The organism is Proteus sp. G2626, assembly GCF_009915985.1.
Taxonomy (GTDB): domain Bacteria; phylum Pseudomonadota; class Gammaproteobacteria; order Enterobacterales; family Enterobacteriaceae; genus Proteus; species Proteus vulgaris.
The window spans coordinates 360,072-381,497 of record NZ_JAABNH010000027.1; the positions used below are offsets into that span (position 1 = coordinate 360,072).

Below are 21,426 nucleotides of genomic sequence, written 5' to 3' on the forward strand. Positions count from 1 at the left end.
CTCCACTACTTAACAATAAAGAATGCAAAGCGATTAAGAATTTCTGCAATCAGTATTATTGCGCTACTCGCTAACACCATAGACAATCCTGAAGTAAATACAGCATTACGATATTTCCATACACTGTATCCCATCACTAAAATGCCGATTATTGACATTATACATGCAGATACTCTTAATCCGAATATTTCATTATACGCAATGATAGGCGTATGAGGGAATGTTATCGCATCATTTGTTGAGATAACTAATGACAACCATTCTAAATAGGATGGTTGTACAGCCATGCGCAATGTTACTGAAAGGAAAATAATTCCTAATGCGCTTATCACAATTTTTTTTGCTAATTCATTATTTATAAATGCTTTAATACGAAATGCCGTTATTGATAGTGCAATAACGGCACCGGCAGCAAATAATGCACCTATAAACATAAAATAGGTATTTATATGCATCCATGTCAGTATCGAGGTATTGTAATACAGTGATGCCATACAAAATATATCAATAATGCCAAGCAAACCAATAACCGCTAATAGACTTTTATTCATATGTCCTTTAATCAAAACGACCAAGGTATAAAGACATAATGCACCAAGATAAACAGCAGCAAATATGATTTCACGACTCAACCATGATGAAGAAATATGGCGTAATGCATGAAAGGCATTCCATGGATATCCCATATGTAACGTTGATGCTAATAATCCTAAACATCCTAAAATAGCGGCAGTTAATAAAGCGGGTCGCATAGCAACCGTTGCTCGTTGATTACCAATATCTTTTTCTAGCCAACAAAAATAAAGTGCGGTAAAAATAGTCACACCCACAGAACTTTGGACGAATAAAGTAAAGGTAACTAATGGCCATTCATTCATGCTTGAACTCCTCCTTTTTTCATCGCCCCTGTATGAGGTTTGATAACTAAATTTGGATTTGTCATCGTAAAGTCAGGTAGCCCTTGAACTTGGCTTAAATGCCCATATTTCGCTCTTAACTCTTTTATCTTGCCAAATTTAATCGCATTTAGCGGACAGGTATCAACACAAATTGGATTTTTGCCTTCTGACAGTAAATCGACACAAAAATCACATTTTGACATTTGTCCTGTTTCTTCATTCATTTGTGGTGCACCGTAAGGGCATGACCACGCACAATACCCACAACCTACACATTTAGAGGTATCAACGCGAACAATACCATCACCTTCTCGTTTATGCATTGCCGTTGTTGGGCAGTTTCTTACACAGACAGGTGAATCACAGTGGTTACAAGAAATGGTTAATGTATAAGCAAACACATTATTAACCAGACCACCTTGTCCTGTTGGTGCGAAACCGCCTCCTTTTACTTCATAAATACGACGAAAACGACGTCCGACTTCTAAATTATTTTTATCTTTACATGCCACTTGGCAAGCTTTACAACCAGAGCAACGAGAGGAATCAATAAAGAAACCGAGCTGTTCATCACTCACTGGTGCATATTCTTTAAAATCACTCATGCTTTGGCTACCTCAACTAAAACCGTTAAATGCGAGTTACCATGTGCTAATGGCGTCATCCGTGTTGATGTTAAAACATTTGGGCATCCCCCATGATCAATTCCGTCCTCATCAGGTGTCCACCATGCACCTGCTTGCAAACCAACAACACCAGGAATAATGCGTTGTGTGACTAAGGCAGGGATTTGAGTTATCCCTCTATCGTTATAAACACGTACCATATCACCATTCTTGATACCTCTATTTTCAGCATCAATTGGATTTATCCATACTTCTTGACGTTGCGCTTCTTGTAACCAAGGGTTGGCATATTGTGTTGAGTTTGCACGATTTTTCCCTTTCCAAGTTAGCATTTGTAATGGATATATTGCTGTTAATTTATCTTCAGGGCCTTCAATTGCGGGTACATAGTGAGATAAAGCCGGAATATCCCGATTGTTCATGTCGTAAAGGCGTTTAGAGAATATCTCAATTTTCCCTGATGGCGTTGGAAATGGATTATTTTTAAAGTCACTGATATTTTTTTCGAAGGCAATGAATGGTTCATCTTTGAAAAGATAACGACGCGTTTTCACTAATTCCTCAAAATTAGGGAAATCGGATCTATCTTGGAAGCGCTCTTTATTTGTATCAACAAGGTAGGCAATCCACTCTTTTTCACTTCTACCTTCAGTAAAAGCGTCTTTTACTCCCATTTTTTCTGCTACGTCTGTTATCCATTCATAATCAGAACGACGTTCGAAAGCGGGTTCAACAACTTTTTCAGATAGAAGGAAATAATTTCCTGTGCCCCATGTATTACCAATGTTCCAACGTTCTAAAAAACTGGTTTCAGGTAAAACAAGATCCGCATATTTTGCAGAGGGAGAGAGATATAAGTCGCTAGCAACAATAAATTCGACTTTTGATTCATCTGCTAATAATTTAGCAGCTGCATTAACATCAGGGTTTTGGTTGACTAAATAGTTACCTGCTAAAGAAAAAATCATCTTGATATTGGTATCAAGTTTATCAACACCTAAAAGACCATCCTCAGTACGTACTTTGCTTGCATCATCAACCGCTTGCATCCAATTCATGATGGAGATTTGTGCTTTAATTGGATTTTCACCGATATTAGGTCCACGTATAGATTGGCGATTACCAATACCGCCGTAACCCGCTGCCCACGCACCTTTCTTACCTACATTTCCTGTAATTGCAGCCAATAACGTCGAGCCTCGAGCACTACGCTCGCCACAAATATGACGTTGAGGCCCCCACCCCTGAATTAAGGCGGCGGGTTTCGTCATGGCATATTCGCGTGCAAGTTGACGAATGGTATTTGCGGGTACTTTTGTGATTTTCTCCGCCCATTCAGGTGTTTTTTCTATCCCCTCTTTTTTACCGGTTAAATAAGCAACCAATGACTCATTAGCGGGAACACCTTCTGGCATATGCTCTTCATCAAAACCAACAACATACTTATCAATAAAAGGTTTATCATGAAGATTTTCGGTAACAATGACATACATCATTGCATCCATTAAGGCATTATCTGTTGTTGGTAAGAGTGGGATCCATTGATCAGCAAGAGATTGAGCAGTATCCGAATAACGAGGATCGACAACAATAAACTTAGTCCCCTTATCTTTCATTTTTTGAAAATAATGGTTTGTATGACCAAAAATAGTTTCATTGGGGTTATGACCCCATAAAATGACTAAAGGTGTGTTTTCAAGGGTATCGAGTGAGCTTCCCGTTTTTGATATACCGTAAGTATAAGGTGTTACTTTGACTGTATTCCCTAAACTGACAGAATGATAATAAGGTAAGTATCCACCTGTTAAATTAAAGAGTTTCTTCATCATAGTATCACCAGAGAAGATCCCCCCTGTTACAGCGGTATTAACGGTTAAAAAGCGACTTGCGGCTCCATGTTTTTCAGTTAAACGTGTAATATTTTCTGCAATAAGCGTTGTCGCTTCATCCCATGAAATACGTTCAAATTTACCTTCACCACGTTTACCGACCCTTTTCATAGGGTATTTCAATCTATCAGCATGATAAGAAAATTTACGGTAACCTCGTCCACGCACACATGCCCTCATAATTGGCATAGCTTCATCTAATTCATTATCAGGTCTAGTGGTAATACGAGTAACAATCCCTTCTTTTATATGTGCACGAATATCACACTTACCACCACAGTCAAAAGTGCTACATGTAGCAACAACCGTAGCGGGTTCTTCATCATTTTGCGCAATAGATAAACTTTTATCTGAATTAGCGTGTGCATTTCGTGCGAAAAAAGGCACAGAAACCAATGCTGCACTTGTTTGAACAAAATGGCGACGACTTAGAGATGTCATCCCATTGTTTTCTTGATTTTTTTCTGTTTTTTTCATTGATTTATCATTCTCACATAACAACTCTCATCAGTGAAAATGATAGGATATAGTGGTAAACCCTCATTGATGTACATCAATACCACTAAAGAGGTAATGGAATGTTTCAATATTTCTCATTTCTTTGCAAATTCCCCATTTTTTATAAGGGGAAGCTAATTCAAGGTAGCATTAAGTTGCATCAAAAATACACTTAGTTAACTTTACCTATTTTTTGTTAATAAAATAAAGAGTTATGTATAAAAAAAATCAAATTCAAGGTAAGCCCGTAAATAAAATGTCAATATAAAGATAGAAAATCTTGAAGCACACCTTCATTTTTGGATTTTGACCAGGATAATTTAGTAATAGCACTATAACTTCGCTAGAAAATCGAATAATATACCAATTGAGTATAGGGTTAGCGCAAATTGTTCTAAATAAGCCTTTAAGCAAAACATTGTTTTTATCAAGATACATGTTTTGTTACATTCAGAATTATTTCTATACGTATCGTTATTCCCCTTACCAATTACTGCAATATGTGTTAAAATTGACGCATATCAATATTTTTATTTGTAATGAGCAAGCTTATGATCCCAGAAAAACGCGTCGTTCGCCGAATCCAATCTGGCGGTTGTGCAATCCATTGTCAGGATTGCAGTATTAGCCAGCTCTGCATCCCGTTTACTTTAAACGAGCATGAGCTTGATCAACTCGATAATATTATCGAGCGTAAAAAGCCCATCCAAAAAGGTCAAACCTTGTTTAAAGCAGGTGATGAGCTGAAATCACTTTATGCCATACGTTCCGGTACAATTAAAAGTTATACCATTACGGAAGAAGGCGACGAGCAAATAACAGGATTTCATCTTGCCGGTGATTTGGTTGGATTTGACGCCATTATTAATACTGAACACCCTAGTTTTGCACAAGCCTTAGAAACATCAATGGTTTGCGAAATTCCATTTGAAACTTTAGATGATCTGTCAGGCAAAATGCCTAACTTACGTCAGCAAATGATGCGCCTGATGAGTGGTGAGATCAAAGGTGACCAAGAAATGATTTTACTGCTATCGAAAAAGAATGCAGAAGAACGTTTGGCTGCTTTTATCTATAACCTCTCTCGTCGTTTCGCACAACGTGGTTTTTCCCCTCGTGAATTCCGTTTAACCATGACTCGTGGTGATATCGGTAATTACTTGGGTTTAACCGTTGAAACGATTAGCCGTTTATTAGGCCGCTTCCAAAAAAGTGGTATGTTAAGCGTTAAAGGTAAATACATTACTATCGAAGATAGTACATTATTAAGTGAACTAGCAGGCAAACTTCCTTCATCAGCAGAAGTTTAACCTGTTACATTTCACACACTAATTTTATAACGGGGCACACAAATTTGTGCCCCGTTTTCTATTTTGTGCTATTGCATTTTATCTTCTTGGGTTATCTTTAAATTGTAGATGGATAAATCCAGCCCTAAAGAGGATATTACAATGGAAAAATATCAAAACCTTCTCGTTGTCATTGATCCTAACCAAGATGACCAACCAGCACTTCGCCGTGCTGTCTATATCGTTCAGCGTAATGGTGGGCGGATAAAAGCTTTTCTACCTGTTTATGATCTCTCCTATGACATGACAACCCTTTTATCTCCCGATGAACGCAATGCAATGCGCAAAGGTGTTATTAGTCAAAAAGCAGCTTGGATCAAACAGCAGGCTCGCTATTACCTTGAAGCCGGCATAGAAATTGACATTAAAGTCATTTGGCATAATCGCCCCTATGAAGCCATTATCGAAGAAGTCGTTGCACATCAACATGACTTACTCATAAAAATGGCTCACCAACATGATAAATTAGGCTCACTTATTTTTACTCCTCTAGATTGGCAATTACTTAGAAAATGCCCTTGCCCTGTTTGGATGGTTAAAGATAAAGAGTGGCCTGAATACGGCACTATTGTCGTGGCGGCAAATTTATCAAATGAAGAATCTTACCATGATGCTCTTAATTTAAAACTTATCGAATTAACAACTGATTTGTCTCATCGCATACAAAAAGATCCTGATGTTCATCTACTCAGTGCTTACCCTGTCGCACCGATTAATATTGCGATTGAACTACCTGATTTTGATCCTAACCTTTATAACAATGCACTTCGTGGGCAACATCTTATTGCGATGAAAGAACTTCGCCAGAAATTCAGTATTCCTGAAGAGAAAACCCATGTTAAAGAAGGATTACCAGAGCAAGTTATTCCTCAAGTTTGTGAAGAGCTAAATGCGGGTATTGTAGTTTTAGGCATTTTGGGAAGAACGGGTCTTTCAGCAGCCTTTTTAGGAAATACCGCAGAACAACTTATTGATCATATCAAATGTGATTTATTAGCCATCAAACCCGATGGTTTTACCTGTCCTATTACAGTTGAGAATGATCACGAATAAATACGCACCTGTATAAAAAAACGCCAGTTGAAATTCATCGACTGGCGTTTTATTTTAATCATTATTTTTATATCTATTACAGCGCTTTTAAAATCGCATCTACACTGGCTTTCGCATCACCAAATAGCATTTGTGTATTCTCTTTAAAGAACAGAGGATTTTGAACTCCTGCATAACCTGTATTCATTGAGCGTTTAAACACAATAACATTTTGCGCTTTCCACACTTCTAATACTGGCATCCCTGCAATTGGGCTATTCGGATCATCTTGTGCGGCGGGATTTACAGTATCATTAGCACCAATAACGAGAACAGTATCAGTATCAGAGAAATCATCATTGATTTCATCCATTTCTAATACAACGTCATAAGGCACTTTAGCTTCTGCTAATAAAACATTCATATGACCTGGTAAACGTCCTGCTACAGGGTGAATACCAAAGCGTACTTTAATACCACGTTGACGTAATTTCTCAGTGATATCATGTACAGGGTATTGTGCTTGAGCAACAGCTAACCCATAACCTGGGGTGATAATGACAGATGTTGAGTTTTTCAGCATATCAGCAACTTCTTCAGCTGTTGTTTCACGATACTCTCCCATTTCACCATCTTCCGTTGAAGCTGTACCATCTGAACCAAATCCACCCGCGATGACACTTAGGAAAGAACGATTCATCGCTTTGCACATAATATAAGAAAGGATGGCACCAGAAGAACCCACTAATGCACCTGTTACAATTAACAGGTCATTGCTTAACATAAAACCAGCGGCTGCAGCTGCCCACCCTGAATAAGAGTTCAGCATCGATACAACTACTGGCATATCAGCACCACCAATTGATGCAACTAAATGCCAACCAAATGCTAATGCAATTACAGTCATTACGATGATTAAGAAAACTTGTAAACCAACACTGTCGGTTTTAACAAACCAAACCATCAATAAGAAAGAAACAACCAAAGCTGCAAGGTTTAATTTATGGCGATTAGGCAACATCATCGGTTTTGATGACATTTTTCCACTTAATTTACCATAAGCAACAATTGAACCTGTAAATGTAACAGCACCAATGAAGATCCCTAAAAAGACTTCTGTTAGATGAATATTCACCATCACAGGATCCATTGCGGTATCGTGGTCGAGATAACTGTTAAAACCGACTAAAACGGCGGCTAAACCCACAAAACTATGCAAGATTGCAACCAATTCTGGCATTTGTGTCATTTCGACTTTTTTAGCTAAACGAATACCAATAACGGCACCAATTACCATTGCAATAATAATCCAACCTACATTTCCTGCATAAGGTCCAAAAATGGTTGCAAATAATGCAATCGCCATCCCTGCTATACCAAAATAGTTACCTTGTTTAGAGGTTTCATGCTTTGATAAACCGGCAAGGCTGAAAATAAATAATATTGCGGCGACAATATATGCCGCTGTAACAACTCCGCTGGACATAATTGTCTCCCTTAGCCTTTACGGAACATTTTCAACATACGTTGAGTAACAGTGAATCCACCAAAAATATTAATGCTCGCAATTAATATTGCGACAAACGAAAACAGGCTAACCCAGCCACCACTCCCAATTTGTAGCAAAGCACCGACAACGATAATGCCTGATATTGCATTTGTCACTGACATCAATGGTGTATGTAATGAATGGCTAACATTCCACACAACGTAATATCCCACCACACAAGAAAGTGCAAATACCGTAAAGTGAGATAAAAATTCTTTCGGTGCCACATTCGCAAGCCATGCAAACAATAAGAAAGCAATAGCTAATAAACCATATTTCTTCCAAGGTGAAACCGGTTTAGCAACGGGTTTCTCTTGTGGTTTCGCAGCAGGTGCCACTTTAGGTTGTGCTGAAACTTGAATTGGCGGTGCAGGCCAAGTAATTTCACCAGCACGAATAACGGTAACACCTCGAATAACAACATCATCAAAATCAATATTGATATTACCGTCTTTCTCTTTACAGAGTAATTTCAGCAAATTGACTAAGTTAGTGCCGTAGAGCTGAGATGATTGTGCCGGTAACCGAGCAGCAAGATCTGTATAACCAATAATTTTTACACCATGGTCTGTCGTAAAGACTTCATTAGGCACGGTATATTCACAGTTCCCGCCATTTTGAGCTGCAAGATCGACAACGACACTCCCAGGTTTCATTGAATCAACCATTTCTTTCGTAATTAAACGAGGTGCTGGTTTTCCTGGGATTAATGCAGTTGTAATAATGATATCAACATCTTTTGCTTGCTCTGCAAACAATGCCATTTCAGCGTCAATAAAAGCTTTTGACATGACCTTAGCGTAACCATCACCACTGCCTGCTTCTTCTTTAAAATCAAGTTCAAGGAACTCAGCCCCCATACTTTGAACTTGTTCTTTCACTTCAGGCCGCGTATCAAATGCACGAACAATTGCACCGAGGCTTCCTGCCGCACCAATTGCAGCAAGGCCTGCAACACCAGCGCCAATAACCATCACTTTAGCTGGTGGTACTTTACCTGCCGCAGTAATTTGCCCAGTAAAGAATCTTCCGAATTCATGGGCTGCTTCAACAACGGCACGATAACCAGCAATATTTGCCATTGAACTTAACGCATCAAGGGATTGTGCACGAGAAATACGTGGCACACTATCCATTGCCATAACGTTAATGTTTTTTTCCGCTAGTTTTTCGAGTAATGTCGCATTCTGTGCAGGCCAAATAAAGCTCACTAACGTTGCGCCATCTTGTAATTGCGCGATTTCATTATCAAGTGGTGCATTTACTTTTAAAATAATGTCTGATTGCCAGACATTTTGGAGATCGAGGATCTCAGCCCCTGCTTCCTGATAAGCTTTATCCTCAAAACTTGAAGCAATACCAGCACCATTTTCAATTGCGACTGTAAATCCTAATTTTATGAGTTGAGTTACTGTAGCAGGTGTTGCAGCAACCCTTGTTTCATTAGAAAGTCGCTCTTTGGGTATACCAATTCGCATAATTTTCCCTTCTTATCCATATGAGACCTGTTAAAATTTCTCCGCTAATTTCATAATCATGCAAAAAAAATGTTAAAAATAATCAAATGCATGCTATTAATCGTAGCTCTAATAACCTACTGAAAATAAAACCAATAATCTATATCTGTGTAAAGCTAAAATTGAACTTAATTGGATCATTTTAGTCGAAAAGGCATATTTATGAATTATTCACTATATTCAGGTAAATATCTGGTAACATATACTGGTCATTTGACTCTGTGGTGATTCACTAAATAAAATAATGCGACAAATGCTATTATTACATGTAATAATTAATCCCTATGTGATAAACCACTACGTTCAGCACATGACCAATATTAATTGCGCAAGGCGGAAGGATTTTGTATGAAGCTGAAAACCTCAGTCATCGCAGCAGCGATGTTGTCTTTAACTAATATCACTGTTGCGCAGGCTGCTCAGGAACTGACTCCAGAACAAGCTGCAGCACTAAAACCATTTGAAAGAATTACAGTTATCGGTCGTTTTAACGCGATTTATGAAGCCGCAGATGCGGTATCACGTCGTGCTGATAAAGTCGGTGCTGATAGTTTCTATATTCAAGGTCTTGATGATATCAGTGATAGTGGCAATATGACTGTTACTGCTGACCTATACCATAAAGATGCACCAAAAGCAGAAGAAGAAAGCTATCGTGTTTTTCATGGCGTAACTGAATTACCAAAACCTGAAGCAATTCTGTTACAACCATTTGATACTGTTTCTATCCGTGGTTACTTCCCTACAACCCCTGATATTAACGATGCAATTGCAAAAGCAGCGGCTAAAAAAGGTGCAGCATCATTCTTTATTGTACGTAACGTATCGACAAATGATGGTGGTAACCAAGAAGTCACAGCTTATATCTACAAAAAAGATGCACCTAAACGTGCTATTCAAGCACCAGAAGCCGTTGTTCCTTACGATTCTGATGCCGGTCGCGCACTTATTGCAGAAGGCGGAGCCGCTGCCAATAAAGTTGAGAAACCAGGTCTTGCATCAAACACTGATTTTGATAGAAGTGTAGGTACATTTACTGATACACAAACTTCGGGTGCAAGTGGTCGTTACACTGTAACATTACCTGATGGTACTGAAATTCAAGAAGTTAACAAAGCAGCTGCTGCATTAATGGATCCTTTTGATACCATTACATTTAGTGGATACTTTGTAAACTCACCAGAAATTTCTTATCAGGTTGCAAAGCGTGCTGCAGCAAAAGGCGCCAAGTATTACCATATTACAAATGAATGGCAAAGTGATGGTGGTACCGTCACGATTACAGCCGACCTCTTCAAGTAATAAAAACGTCCTAATTAAAAAACCTTGCTAATGCGAGGTTTTTTTTACTCAAAATATAATCAAACAAACTACATTTTGTAAAAGTGCATAATTTTTATGATTTAATGCATAGACAACCACGTTAACTCTCCGTAAAATCTCGCTGTTTTTTAGTGTTTTTATCTTTATTTAAATTTGAGATATTCATATTTATTCTATTTACTGACCAAAAAACAAGAAAATACGCTATTTATTTACAATTTTAATCACGTAGGTAATTATCCTTGAATAAGAAACTTGGCTTAATATCACTCACCGCGTTAGTGTTAAGCTCAATGGTTGGTGCTGGTGTATTCAGTTTGCCTCAAAATATGGCTGAAGTTGCTAGCCCTGCCGCATTGATTATTGGTTGGGTTATAACCGGTATTGGGATCCTCTTTCTTGCCACGTCTTTATTACTTCTCTCTCGTCTTCGCCCTGATCTTGATGGTGGTATTTTTACTTACGCTAAAGAAGGATTTGGTGAGTTTATTGGTTTTTGCTCTGCATGGGGTTATTGGGTCTGCGCGGTTGTCGCTAACGTTTCTTATCTTGTTATTGTTTTTGCTGCCTTCAGTTTTTTTACGGATTCCCCTGAAAATGTCATTTTTGGTGATGGTAATACTTGGCAGGCCTTAATAGGAGAATCCATATTACTTTGGGTTGTTCACTTTCTTATCTTACGTGGTGTACAAACAGCCGCCAGTATTAATTTAATGGCAACAATGGCAAAACTTATTCCGTTAGGATTATTCGTTATTGTCGCTTTATTAGCTTTCAATATGGATATATTTACCCTTGATTTTCAAGGCATAAATATGGGCGTTCCTGTTTGGGACCAAGTTAAAAATACAATGCTGATTACGCTATGGGTATTTATTGGTATTGAAGGTGCCGTTGTCGTTTCTGCCAGAGCTAAAAATCGACAAGATGTTGGTTTAGCCACCGTACTAGCTGTTGTGATTGCTCTCATTATTTATATTCTTGTGACACTTTTATCACAAGGTTTAGTCAGCCAAGCTGAATTAGCCACAATGAAAAACCCGTCAATGGCTCCTTTGCTTGTACAGCTTATTGGTAGTATGGGTGAAATAATTATTGCTACAGGTCTTATTTTATCTGTTTGTGGCGCATATTTAAGCTGGACAATTATGGCAGCAGAAGTTCCCTATATCGCAGCATTGCATCATTCATTCCCTAAACAGCTCGGTAAGCAAAATAAAAATGACGCACCTTCATCTTCTTTATGGTTTACCAACTTAGCGGTTCAATTCTCTTTAGTCTTAATCTGGTTAACAGGAAGTAACTACAACACATTGCTGACTATCGCCTCAGAGATGATCCTTGTACCTTACTTCTTAGTAGGCGCATTTCTATTTAAAGTTGCCATTGCACGTAGTAGCCGTGCTCTATTACTGATAGCCATACCCGCAAGTTTATATGGTTTATGGTTACTTTATGCATCTGGTGTTATTAACTTATTGTTATCCGTTGTACTTTATGCGCCTGGTATCTTAATGTTTTTATATACACGCAAACAATATAAAAACAATACCCCCTTACTTTTAGGCGAAAAGATCATGCTGATACTTGTGTTATTTGGTGCTATTCCCGCATTAGGTTACTTAGCTCTTTACTAAAATCACGCCTAGAGGTGCTATAAAAATAGCACCTCTTTTCTCTCTAGCGCTTTTCTCTCATGTTTGTCTCTACTAAAAATCCTATTTTGTAAACCGGTTATTTTCCCCTATTAAGCTGTTGTTTTTTACACAGATGGTTAGGTGCTTATAAGTTAAGAAAACAATAGTATGTTGTAACTAATATATAGCTAGCTATTAATTAACAAGAGAATAAAAAAGCCCACGAAAAGCATTAGTTTTCGTGGGCTCAAACATGTCACTATTTTATTAGTTAAAATTAATTTGTTCTATTGCCTGCAATATCCGTTTATCTGATATTGGATAAGGTGTTCCTATCTGCTGGGCAAATAGACTCACTCTTAACTCCTCTATCATCCAGCGAATATTTTGTACATCGTCTTGCTGTTTTTGTTTTTCAGTCAGTTTGCCTAACCACTGTTGCCATTGCTGTATAACATTTTCAACTCGACTCATTTGTGCACGATCACGATTAGGATCAATAGCCAATTTTTCCATTCGTTTTTCAATTGCACTTAAATAACGAGGGATATCAGCAAGGCGCTTCCAACCATGAGAGGTAACAAAACCAGGAAAAACTAACAGACCAAGTTGGGCTTTAATATCAGATAATGCAAAAGCAACACTAATATCAACCCGCCCTTTTAAACGTTTATTGATGGCAAAAACTTGCGTTAGAATTGATTCAACTTGTTTTGCTATTTCAACCACAGCATCATTTAGCTCTGCCCTGACATACTCTTGTAGCTTTTGATATTCGTCTTCTTGCCAAATTAAACCACCATAAGACGCCATGAGCTTATCAACACCACAGGAGATACAATCATCAATTAAATCGAGCACCTTGCCATAAGGATTAAAATAAAGACCCAACTTTGCTTTATTTGGTAATTTTTCATGCAAGTATTTAATCGGAGAAGGAATATTTAATAATAATAACCGTCGTACCCCTTCCCACATTGATGCTTGTTGTTCAGTTTCTGTTTCAAAAAGCTTAATGCCTACACTGTTTTTTTCATCAACTAAAGCAGGATAAGCCTTCACTGAATAACCACCGCGTTTTTGCTCATATCGCTGTGGTAAATCACCAAAACTCCAAATATGTAGGTTTTGCTGCTCGATACCATCATCAGCCACCGCCGATAACGTTTCTTGCACTTTTTCCTTTAAATTTTCTTTTAACTTATTAAGATCTTTACTTTCTGCTAACGTTTTATTTTTATCACCTACAACACGGAATGTCATTTTTAAGTGATCGGCAACTTGATCAAGTTGCCAACTTTCTCTATCAACCGTCACTCCAGTCATTCGACGTAACTCTTTTTCAAGTCTATCAAGCAAATCACCTTCAACTTGAGGTACTCGCTCTAAAAATGCAGAAGCATAATTAGGTGCTGGTACAAAATTACGACGGATAGGTTTTGGTAATGATTTAATTAAAGCCACTATTAATTCATGACGAATACCCGGAATTTGCCAATCAAACCCTTCATTTTTTACCTGATTTAAAATAGGTAATGGAATATGAACGGTGACACCATCAGCCGCAGTACCAGGCTCAAATTGGTAAGTGAGACGTAATTTTAAATTATCTTGTTGCCAATAGTTCGGATAATCTAATGCACTAACTCGTTTAGCATCATCTTTGATAAGCATACTTTTTTCAAAGTTAAGCAGATCAGGTGATGCCTTTTGTGCCTCTTTCCACCATTTATCAAAATGACGAGACGAAACGACGTCCTGAGGTATTCGCTGATCGTAGAAGGTAAACATTGTTTCATCATCGACAAGAATGTCTCGACGACGAGATTTATGCTCTAACTCTTCAACTTCTGTCCGTAATTTTAAATTGTCACGGAAAAATGCATGGCGAGTTAGCCAATCTCCCTCCACTAACGCGTGGCGAATAAAAAGCTCACGACATAAAAGCGGATCAATTTGGCTGTAATTTATAGGCCGAGAAGCAACGATAGGCAGACCATACAATGTCACTTTTTCATTAGCCATTACAGCGCCTTGCGCTTTTGACCAATGGGGTTCACTATAGTGATGTTTCACCAAATGTTCAGCAATAGGTTCAATCCATTCTGGTTCGACCCGAGCTGCAATTCTCCCCCATAAACGAGATGTTTCGACTAGCTCCGCTACCATTGTCCATTTAGGCGGTTTTTTGAATAAACCTGAGCCTGGATAAATAGAAAAACGAGCATTCCTTGCGCCAGTAAACTCTTGTTTATCCGTATCTTTTTGCCCAATATGCGACAATAAACCACTTAGTAGTGCTACGTGAATACTTCTAAAATCGGCAGGTTCACTATTGACTGGAAAACCTAATTCTTTCACAACTTGTCGCAATTGCGTATAAACATCTTGCCACTCTCGAACTCGCATAAAGTTTAAGAATTCTTGGCGACACAATTTTCTAAACTGGGAATGACTCAACTCTTTTTGTTGAGTTTTCAAATAATCCCACATGTTTAAAAAAGACAAGAAATCAGAATCTTTATCTTGGAAGCGCCGATGTTTCTCATCAGAAGCTTGCTGTTTATCCATTGGTCTTTCACGAGGATCTTGAATTGAAAGTGCGGAAGTAATGACCATCAACTCTTTAACAGCACCATATTTACGCGCTTCAAGTACCATTCTTGCTAAACGAGGATCAATAGGAAGTTGTGCAAGTTGTTTTCCCATAGGGGTTAAACGATAAGCACCATTATGATCTGTTCCCTCTTGTAATGCACCTAGCTCTTCTAATAATCGAACACCATCTTGAATATTACGTTTATCAGGTGGCTGTACAAATGGGAACGCACTAATATCACCTAATCCTATTGAGGTCATTTGCAAAATAACAGATGCAAGATTAGTTCTTAATATTTCAGGATCAGTAAATTCAGCACGAGAAATAAAATCATCTTCTGAATAAAGACGAATACAAATGCCATCAGAAACACGACCACAACGCCCTTTTCTTTGATTTGCTGAAGCTTGAGAAATAGGTTCTATTGGAAGTCGTTGTACTTTAGTACGATAACTATAACGACTGACACGCGCAAAACCGGTATCAATAACGTATTTAATGCCCGGTACAGTTAATGAAGTTTCGGCAACGTTGGTTGCTAAAATAATGCGTCTGCCATTGTGGGGGTGAAAAATACGATTCTGTTCACTATTCGATAAACGGGCAAATAAAGGTAATACTTCAGTATGGCGAAGCTGTAACTTATTCAGCGCATCAGCAGTATCGCGAATTTCTCGTTCACCACTCATAAAAATAAGAATATCACCCGCACTTTCTCGACTTAATTCATCAATAGCATCGATAATCCCATCAGTCATATCCTTATCGCTATCAAGTTCATCACCACCAATTGGGCGATATCTCACTTCAACAGGATAAGTTCTACCTGAAACCTCAATAATTGGAGCTTGGCTAAAGTGTTTAGAAAAACGCTCAGGATCGATGGTTGCAGAAGTAATAATAACTTTTAAATCAGGGCGTTTAGGTAATAGTTGCTTTAAATAGCCAAGAATAAAATCGATATTTAAGCTACGTTCATGGGCTTCATCAATAATGATAGTGTCATATTGTAATAACAGCTTATCTTGCTGTAATTCTGCTAATAAAATACCATCTGTCATTAACTTAACGAGCGAGTTATCACCAACATGATCGCTAAAACGGACCTTATAACCTACCGCTTCTCCTAACGTACTCTTTAACTCATGAGCAATACGTTCAGCCACTGAACGCGCAGCTAAACGGCGCGGTTGAGTATGCCCAATAAAACCCTTGATCCCTCGCCCTAATTCAAGACAGATTTTAGGGATCTGTGTTGTTTTACCTGAGCCAGTTTCTCCTGCAATAATAACAACTTGGTTATCTTTTATTGCATTATAAATAGCATCTTTCTTTTGACTAACAGGAAGGTTTTCTGGGTAAGTAATTTCAGGACAAGTGGCACGACGGCGAATTATCATCTGTTGTGCTGTTGTGATATCGTCTTTAATTGCACTTAATACCGCTTGTTTAGACTCTTCATTATTAATTTTAGCGACGCCACGTAGACGTTTTCTTAATCGTTGCTGCTCCCGCAACGATAATTGCTCTATTTCTTGATAGAGCATGGCAGATGATAATGTCACCTTTTATTATCCTTTTTGAGGTTATTCTAATCAAAACTAATGCAAGTATGATATCACAACAGACTATTGGCACATAAAGGCTTGGTTAAATTTCTTAGCCTATGATTTTATATAATCAATATATTTGAATAGCATATTCAAAGGATTGAGATGTGATTGTTAAAAGATAGAGTAAAATACCGTAAACCAACAAATTTAAACTAATAGCATATTTGATAGATCAAGAGAAAATAATGAAAAAGATCCTTGTACTAAAATCCAGCATTTTAGAAAGCTACTCACACAGTAATAAAATGGCCGATTATTTGATTGAAAATTGGCAGAACAACTATAAAGATGATGTTATTACTGTACGTGACCTCGCTAAAAATACCGTACCAACTTTGGACCAGGCTACCCTATTTGCTTTTGGACAAGAAACAGAAATGCTCTCTGATGAACAAAAAGTAGCCAGAGCATTATCAGATGAATTAATTAGTGAATTAAAATCGCATGATATGATTATTATTACTGCACCAATGTATAACTTCTCAATTCCAGCACAGTTAAAACATTACATTGATTATATCGCTCGTGCGGGTGAAACATTTAAATATACCGAAGCCGGCTCTGTAGGCTTACTTGAAAATAAACAAGCTATTGTATTAACTAGTCGTGGTGATGTTCATAAAGATCAACCTTCTGATCTTATCGTTCCTTTTCTAAAACAATTTTTAGCATTTATTGGCATTCACGACGTACAATTTATTATGGCTGAAGGTACAGCTTTTGGTGAAGAATACACACAGCAAGCTCACCTGCAAGCACAAAAAGAAATTGATGCTGTTATTAATACAAGAAGCATTACTGTAAAATAGTAATTTGTATTTCTATTATTCTTTAAAAGCACCTAATTCAGGTGCTTTTTTTATAGTTATATTTAACAGCATCATTTTTATATCAACACCTCTTTTATAAAAAGAACATTGTTGATTTATAATTTAAAAACCTTGATAGATAAAAAATCCAAACTTAATCAAATTTTTAAATCATCGACTAAATAAAATTTATTTTAACAGCCATTCATTACTACTTATTCTTTAATTCATATTAATAATGAAATTATCAATAAAAAGTTAATTTGATTTATAAAAAACAAATAAATAACATTTAGGTGTTTCAACAAACATATAAAAAATCAAATAATTTTATTAATTCAATAAATGGAATTTACGATGAAAAAAAGCATACTCTCAATATTTATTCTATCTACGGCTTTTTTATCAACTCAATCAAATGCTACTGAATATGAAAAAAACAGTGTAGGTATAGTTAATATTAAAGGCCAAATAACAGCAACACCTAGTTGCATATTACAACCAATAGCTGAAATTCAGTTACCTAATGTTCAAGAAAATAATTTTACATTATCTAATTTAGCAAATGTGGAAGCAAAAGAAATTAATATTATCTTTGAAAATTGTACTCAAGAACTTAATAATATTAAATTAAGAGTTCAAAACCAAGGAAAGAGCACATTAGAAAACACTGTCATATCTAAAGATAATGGTAGTAATGTGTCCGTTGCTATTTTAGATACAACTGGAAGCGAGATAGATTTAGCACAGGAAAATAACACACAATTTAAAGCAAAAATTGATCAAGTAACACATATGGCAAGTTATAAATTTTACGCAAATTATAAAAAGCCAGATAATATAGAAGCAACTCCTGGAAAAGTAATAACCAGCTTAAATTTCGATGTTATTTATTCTGATGTTGCCGATCAAGGTTAACATTTAAGAATAGACAAAGCTGGTTTTCCAGCTTTGTTTTAATACTGTGAATTTATAGTGAAAAAATATAACTTACCATAAAACAATAAAGCATGATCAAAAAAATAAAAGTCACCATTTTATCCATATTTACTATTTTTCCTATTTATGGTTATTCAGCAATAGAAATAAATAAGAATAGATTTATTTTTATTGAAAGTCAAAATCAAGAAGTCATTGAAATAAAAAACAAAACAGATAATAACTATTTTATACAAAGCTGGATTTCACATTACAATGAAAATAATGATGATGAATTACCTTTTATCATCACTCCACCACTCTTTAAAATAGAAAAAGACGAAAATTATTCTTTGAAAATATTTAGATTAGGTGAAATAGAAAAAAAAGATAGAGAAACATTGTATAGAATAAACATTAAAAGAATACCTTTGCTATCTAATTCAGATGGAAACGAAAATTTATTACACATATCAATGAACTCTGTTTATAACTTAATATATAGACCCATATCAATAGAGAAAAATGCCAAAACTTCTTATGAAAAGATTGAGTTTTTAAAAAACAAAAACAATGAGTTGATTATAAATAACCCAACACCTTATTTTATCACCTTACTTAAAATTAGTTTAAATGAAGTTTTATTGAATAATAAAAGTAAAACAATTCCGCCTTTTACAAAACATAATACAAGAAATGTAATTAAAGAAAGTGGATTGATTAAATGGAAAACGATTGATCAATTTGGCGTAGAAATCAATGCGACAGAGAAGGCCATAATTAATGAAGATTAAATTTAAAAAAAAAGAGATCACTTTTTTTATTTTAATGATTATTTTCAACAAAGATACTGTCGCACAAAATAATTTTCTATCTCTTTATTCTTATTCACTTTTTAACATTAGTGATGATACGATTAAACTGCTTCTTGAAAATAAAAAACCTGAAGGTTTTTATCACTCTATCATTCATATAAATAATAGAAAAAAAACAGCAAAACTTCTTTATTTTAAAAATATAGATAATAAATTAACACCTTATTTTTCTATCGATGATTTTATTTCTCTTGGCATTGATTCAGATTTTTATAAAATTGACAAAAAGAATAAAGGCTCAATACTTTTAAGTGATCTTTCAATCGACTTTAAATATCATTTCTCTAATCAGAAGTTAAATTTAATTATTCCACAAAAAGCATTAATAAAGACAACTGATTATATTGCAAATGAACAAAACTGGGATGATGGAATTACAGCATTATTCACCCAATACTCATATTGGATTAAGTATCATCAAAAAAAATCTATTGAGCAAAAGCTTAATTTATATTCAGGAATTAACATGGGAGCTTGGCGTGTACGTGGTCAAAGTAGATTTGATTGGACGAAAGATCGTTATCAATCTAAGCTTTCATCAATATATGCATATCGACAAATTAATTCTTTTTCTTCTATTTTTTATGGTGGTAATTTTTCACCTACAACACGAATATTACCAACTGATAAAATAATTGGCTTTCAATTAATATCCAATAATTTAATTTCAAGTAATACTCTTTATGCTAACAAACCGATTATAGAAGGAATGGCTGATACTGAAGCTCAAGTAGTGATCAGACAAGGTGACAAGGTTATTTATGAAACCACCGTTCCTCCGGGTCCATTTATTATAAATTCATTACCTGTTTTAAGAAGTGGAAAACTAACGTTAGAAATAAAAGAAGAGGATGGCAGAATCAAAACCTCAACCCATTATTTTACATCACTTCCTAATCAGCTAAATAAAGGTAGCTATCAATATAATTTAATTGCTGGTACATTACCCAATAATAACCATAAAGAAAATTCTACTTTCCTTTTAAGTGAGTTTTCCTATGGCCTTAGCCAAAAAATCACCTCATATAGCGCAATAAAAAAACGAGATAACCATATGAATTACCTATCTGGACTATCTCTTGATTTAGGTATATTGGGTGGTTTAGCAACAGACTTAAGTTATGAAAATAGTAAAAATAAATTAAAATATCAATTTCTTTATCAAAAAAGCATGCTAAAAACGCAAATCTATTTTACTTCTAAAATATCTTTTTATCATTATTTAGATAATTTTCAAAAAAACGATGGAGTTAAAAGAAATTATTCATTTTCTTTATCAAAAAACTTTAGTAACTTGGGTTATCTTTCTTTTCAGTATCAAGAAAAAATATATAGAAAAATATCTAAAGATTTTGGGTTAAGTACTTCTCTTTCATCTTCAATAAATAAAATAAACTATAACCTTAAATATGATTTTAAAAAAAATAAATCTATTTTTGATCATTCATTCTCACTTAATCTCCATATACCATTGGGAAATAATAGTGACCATAATCATTGGTTTAATAATCAAACAAATTATCAAGGTAATAAAAAACATTATATCAATACTACCAACATCGGAGGCAGTCTGCTTAATCATAATTTAGGATATTCATTAAATTATCAACACACGTATGATGAGAAAAGAAAATTTAACCAATTTTCCACTAATGCCCGTTATCAAAACAACTATCAATCTTACACATTTAATGCAAACAAAATGGAAGATAATTATAATTATAATATTTCTATTAATGGAGGAATTGTCCTTCATTCTAATGGCATTACTCTTACTCCTCGTTTAGGTAGAACATTTGCATTAATTAATACACAAGGAATATCTGGAATCAAAACGTCACTTTCATCAAAAATGGAAACTGATTTTTTTGGAAATCTAGTTTTAAATAATATTACACCTTATCGAATAAATAACATTAAATTAAATGCAACGACATTACCCCAAAAAGCAGAAACAGAAGTTTATAGCAAAAATATTATTCCCACATTAGGCGCAGTATCTAAAATAACTTTCCCTATAAAAATAGGATATCGTATTATTTTTAAATCAACAACTCCACTTCCTTTCGCATCAGTAGTTACCGTATTAGACACAGAGGGTAATATTACATCACATGGGTTAGTGTCGGAAAATAATATTATTTTTCTTTCTGGTGTTACAGAGAGTGGCTTAGTAAAAGTAAGATGGGAAGAAGATAAGCAGTGTCAATTTAATTATGAAATTGATGATAATGAAAAAAACGCCACACTAATAAAAAAAGAAATCAACTGTATTTAAACTAAATTATCTCTA

The 21,426-nt window shown here is 35.6% G+C and carries 14 protein-coding genes; 8 read left to right on the top strand and 6 right to left on the bottom strand.

Features of this window, described 5'->3' with window-relative positions; genetic code table 11:
- Positions 1-5: 5 nt before the first annotated feature.
- The 3 genes from GWJ05_RS14165 to GWJ05_RS14175 are packed head-to-tail and all read right to left on the bottom strand — an operon-like array spanning position 6 to position 3,891.
- The gene (locus GWJ05_RS14165) at positions 6-878 is read right to left on the bottom strand and encodes a dimethyl sulfoxide reductase anchor subunit family protein (RefSeq protein ID WP_036936746.1); all 873 of its coding nucleotides are present in this window, start codon (positions 876-878) and stop codon (positions 6-8) included.
- On the bottom strand, positions 875-1,504 hold the full coding sequence (locus GWJ05_RS14170; RefSeq protein ID WP_036936745.1) for a DMSO/selenate family reductase complex B subunit: 630 nt from the start codon (positions 1,502-1,504) through the stop codon (positions 875-877). Before GWJ05_RS14170 ends, GWJ05_RS14165 begins: the two co-directional genes overlap by 4 nt.
- The gene (locus tag GWJ05_RS14175) at positions 1,501-3,891 is read right to left on the bottom strand and encodes a DMSO/selenate family reductase complex A subunit (protein ID WP_087802369.1); all 2,391 of its coding nucleotides are present in this window, start codon (positions 3,889-3,891) and stop codon (positions 1,501-1,503) included. The genes GWJ05_RS14170 and GWJ05_RS14175 overlap by 4 nt, the downstream gene beginning before the upstream one ends.
- A 572-nt stretch (positions 3,892-4,463) precedes the next feature.
- Here GWJ05_RS14175 and GWJ05_RS14180 point away from each other — a divergent pair.
- Positions 4,464-5,222, top strand: coding sequence for an FNR family transcription factor (locus tag GWJ05_RS14180; RefSeq protein ID WP_036936742.1), 759 nt, complete (start codon positions 4,464-4,466; stop codon positions 5,220-5,222).
- A 141-nt stretch (positions 5,223-5,363) separates the two neighbouring features.
- Entirely contained in the window at positions 5,364-6,314 is a 951-nt protein-coding gene (uspE, locus tag GWJ05_RS14185; protein WP_036936740.1) for a universal stress protein UspE, read from the top strand.
- A gap of 76 nt (positions 6,315-6,390) precedes the next feature.
- Here uspE and pntB read toward each other — a convergent pair whose 3' ends face one another.
- Both pntB and pntA read right to left on the bottom strand, forming a co-directional pair.
- Positions 6,391-7,779 carry a Re/Si-specific NAD(P)(+) transhydrogenase subunit beta gene (gene pntB, locus GWJ05_RS14190; protein WP_161681458.1) on the bottom strand — a complete coding sequence of 463 codons (1,389 nt, stop codon included), beginning with the start codon at positions 7,777-7,779 and terminating at the stop codon, positions 6,391-6,393.
- Between the two features lie 11 nt (positions 7,780-7,790).
- The gene (gene pntA, locus GWJ05_RS14195) at positions 7,791-9,320 is read right to left on the bottom strand and encodes a Re/Si-specific NAD(P)(+) transhydrogenase subunit alpha (RefSeq protein ID WP_036936736.1); all 1,530 of its coding nucleotides are present in this window, start codon (positions 9,318-9,320) and stop codon (positions 7,791-7,793) included.
- Positions 9,321-9,707: 387 nt separating this feature from the next.
- On the opposite strand from pntA, the gene ydgH reads away from it, so the two are divergent.
- Both ydgH and GWJ05_RS14205 read left to right on the top strand, forming a co-directional pair.
- Positions 9,708-10,661, top strand: coding sequence for a DUF1471 family protein YdgH (gene ydgH / locus GWJ05_RS14200; RefSeq protein WP_036936733.1), 954 nt, complete (start codon positions 9,708-9,710; stop codon positions 10,659-10,661).
- A 263-nt stretch (positions 10,662-10,924) separates the two neighbouring features.
- A complete protein-coding gene (locus tag GWJ05_RS14205; RefSeq protein ID WP_036936731.1) occupies positions 10,925-12,319 on the top strand; it encodes a basic amino acid/polyamine antiporter in 1,395 nt (464 codons plus the stop codon).
- Between the two features lie 267 nt (positions 12,320-12,586).
- On the opposite strand, the gene hrpA is transcribed toward GWJ05_RS14205, so the two are convergent.
- Positions 12,587-16,465, bottom strand: coding sequence for an ATP-dependent RNA helicase HrpA (hrpA, locus tag GWJ05_RS14210; protein ID WP_087802603.1), 3,879 nt, complete (start codon positions 16,463-16,465; stop codon positions 12,587-12,589).
- A 251-nt stretch (positions 16,466-16,716) separates the two neighbouring features.
- Here hrpA and GWJ05_RS14215 point away from each other — a divergent pair, with 251 nt between their 5' ends.
- From GWJ05_RS14215 to GWJ05_RS14230, 4 genes are all read left to right on the top strand, one after another.
- On the top strand, positions 16,717-17,340 hold the full coding sequence (locus tag GWJ05_RS14215; protein ID WP_161681459.1) for an FMN-dependent NADH-azoreductase: 624 nt from the start codon (positions 16,717-16,719) through the stop codon (positions 17,338-17,340).
- 357 nt (positions 17,341-17,697) lie between these two features.
- A complete protein-coding gene (locus GWJ05_RS14220) occupies positions 17,698-18,258 on the top strand; it encodes a fimbrial protein (RefSeq protein WP_161681460.1) in 561 nt (186 codons plus the stop codon).
- Positions 18,259-18,350: 92 nt separating this feature from the next.
- Positions 18,351-19,052, top strand: a complete 702-nt coding sequence (locus GWJ05_RS14225; RefSeq protein WP_087802365.1) for a fimbrial biogenesis chaperone — start codon at positions 18,351-18,353, stop codon at positions 19,050-19,052.
- Positions 19,042-21,411, top strand: a complete 2,370-nt coding sequence (locus tag GWJ05_RS14230; RefSeq protein ID WP_036936724.1) for a fimbria/pilus outer membrane usher protein — start codon at positions 19,042-19,044, stop codon at positions 21,409-21,411. Before GWJ05_RS14225 ends, GWJ05_RS14230 begins: the two co-directional genes overlap by 11 nt.
- Positions 21,412-21,426: the final 15 nt, after the last annotated feature.

Bases quoted from the DNA above. Each gene is read 5' to 3' on its own strand.
- GWJ05_RS14230 (WP_036936724.1), top strand. From the start codon at position 19,042: ATGAAGATTAAATTTAAAAAAAAAGAGATCACTTTTTTTATTTTAATG.
- GWJ05_RS14180 (WP_036936742.1), top strand. From the start codon at position 4,464: ATGATCCCAGAAAAACGCGTCGTTCGCCGAATCCAATCTGGCGGTTGT.
- uspE (WP_036936740.1), top strand. From the start codon at position 5,364: ATGGAAAAATATCAAAACCTTCTCGTTGTCATTGATCCTAACCAAGAT.
- GWJ05_RS14220 (WP_161681460.1), top strand. From the start codon at position 17,698: ATGAAAAAAAGCATACTCTCAATATTTATTCTATCTACGGCTTTTTTA.
- pntA (WP_036936736.1), bottom strand. From the start codon at position 9,320: ATGCGAATTGGTATACCCAAAGAGCGACTTTCTAATGAAACAAGGGTT.
- GWJ05_RS14175 (WP_087802369.1), bottom strand. From the start codon at position 3,891: ATGAAAAAAACAGAAAAAAATCAAGAAAACAATGGGATGACATCTCTA.
- GWJ05_RS14170 (WP_036936745.1), bottom strand. From the start codon at position 1,504: ATGAGTGATTTTAAAGAATATGCACCAGTGAGTGATGAACAGCTCGGT.
- hrpA (WP_087802603.1), bottom strand. From the start codon at position 16,465: ATGCTCTATCAAGAAATAGAGCAATTATCGTTGCGGGAGCAGCAACGA.
- GWJ05_RS14225 (WP_087802365.1), top strand. From the start codon at position 18,351: ATGATCAAAAAAATAAAAGTCACCATTTTATCCATATTTACTATTTTT.
- ydgH (WP_036936733.1), top strand. From the start codon at position 9,708: ATGAAGCTGAAAACCTCAGTCATCGCAGCAGCGATGTTGTCTTTAACT.
- GWJ05_RS14165 (WP_036936746.1), bottom strand. From the start codon at position 878: ATGAATGAATGGCCATTAGTTACCTTTACTTTATTCGTCCAAAGTTCT.
- GWJ05_RS14215 (WP_161681459.1), top strand. From the start codon at position 16,717: ATGAAAAAGATCCTTGTACTAAAATCCAGCATTTTAGAAAGCTACTCA.
- pntB (WP_161681458.1), bottom strand. From the start codon at position 7,779: ATGTCCAGCGGAGTTGTTACAGCGGCATATATTGTCGCCGCAATATTA.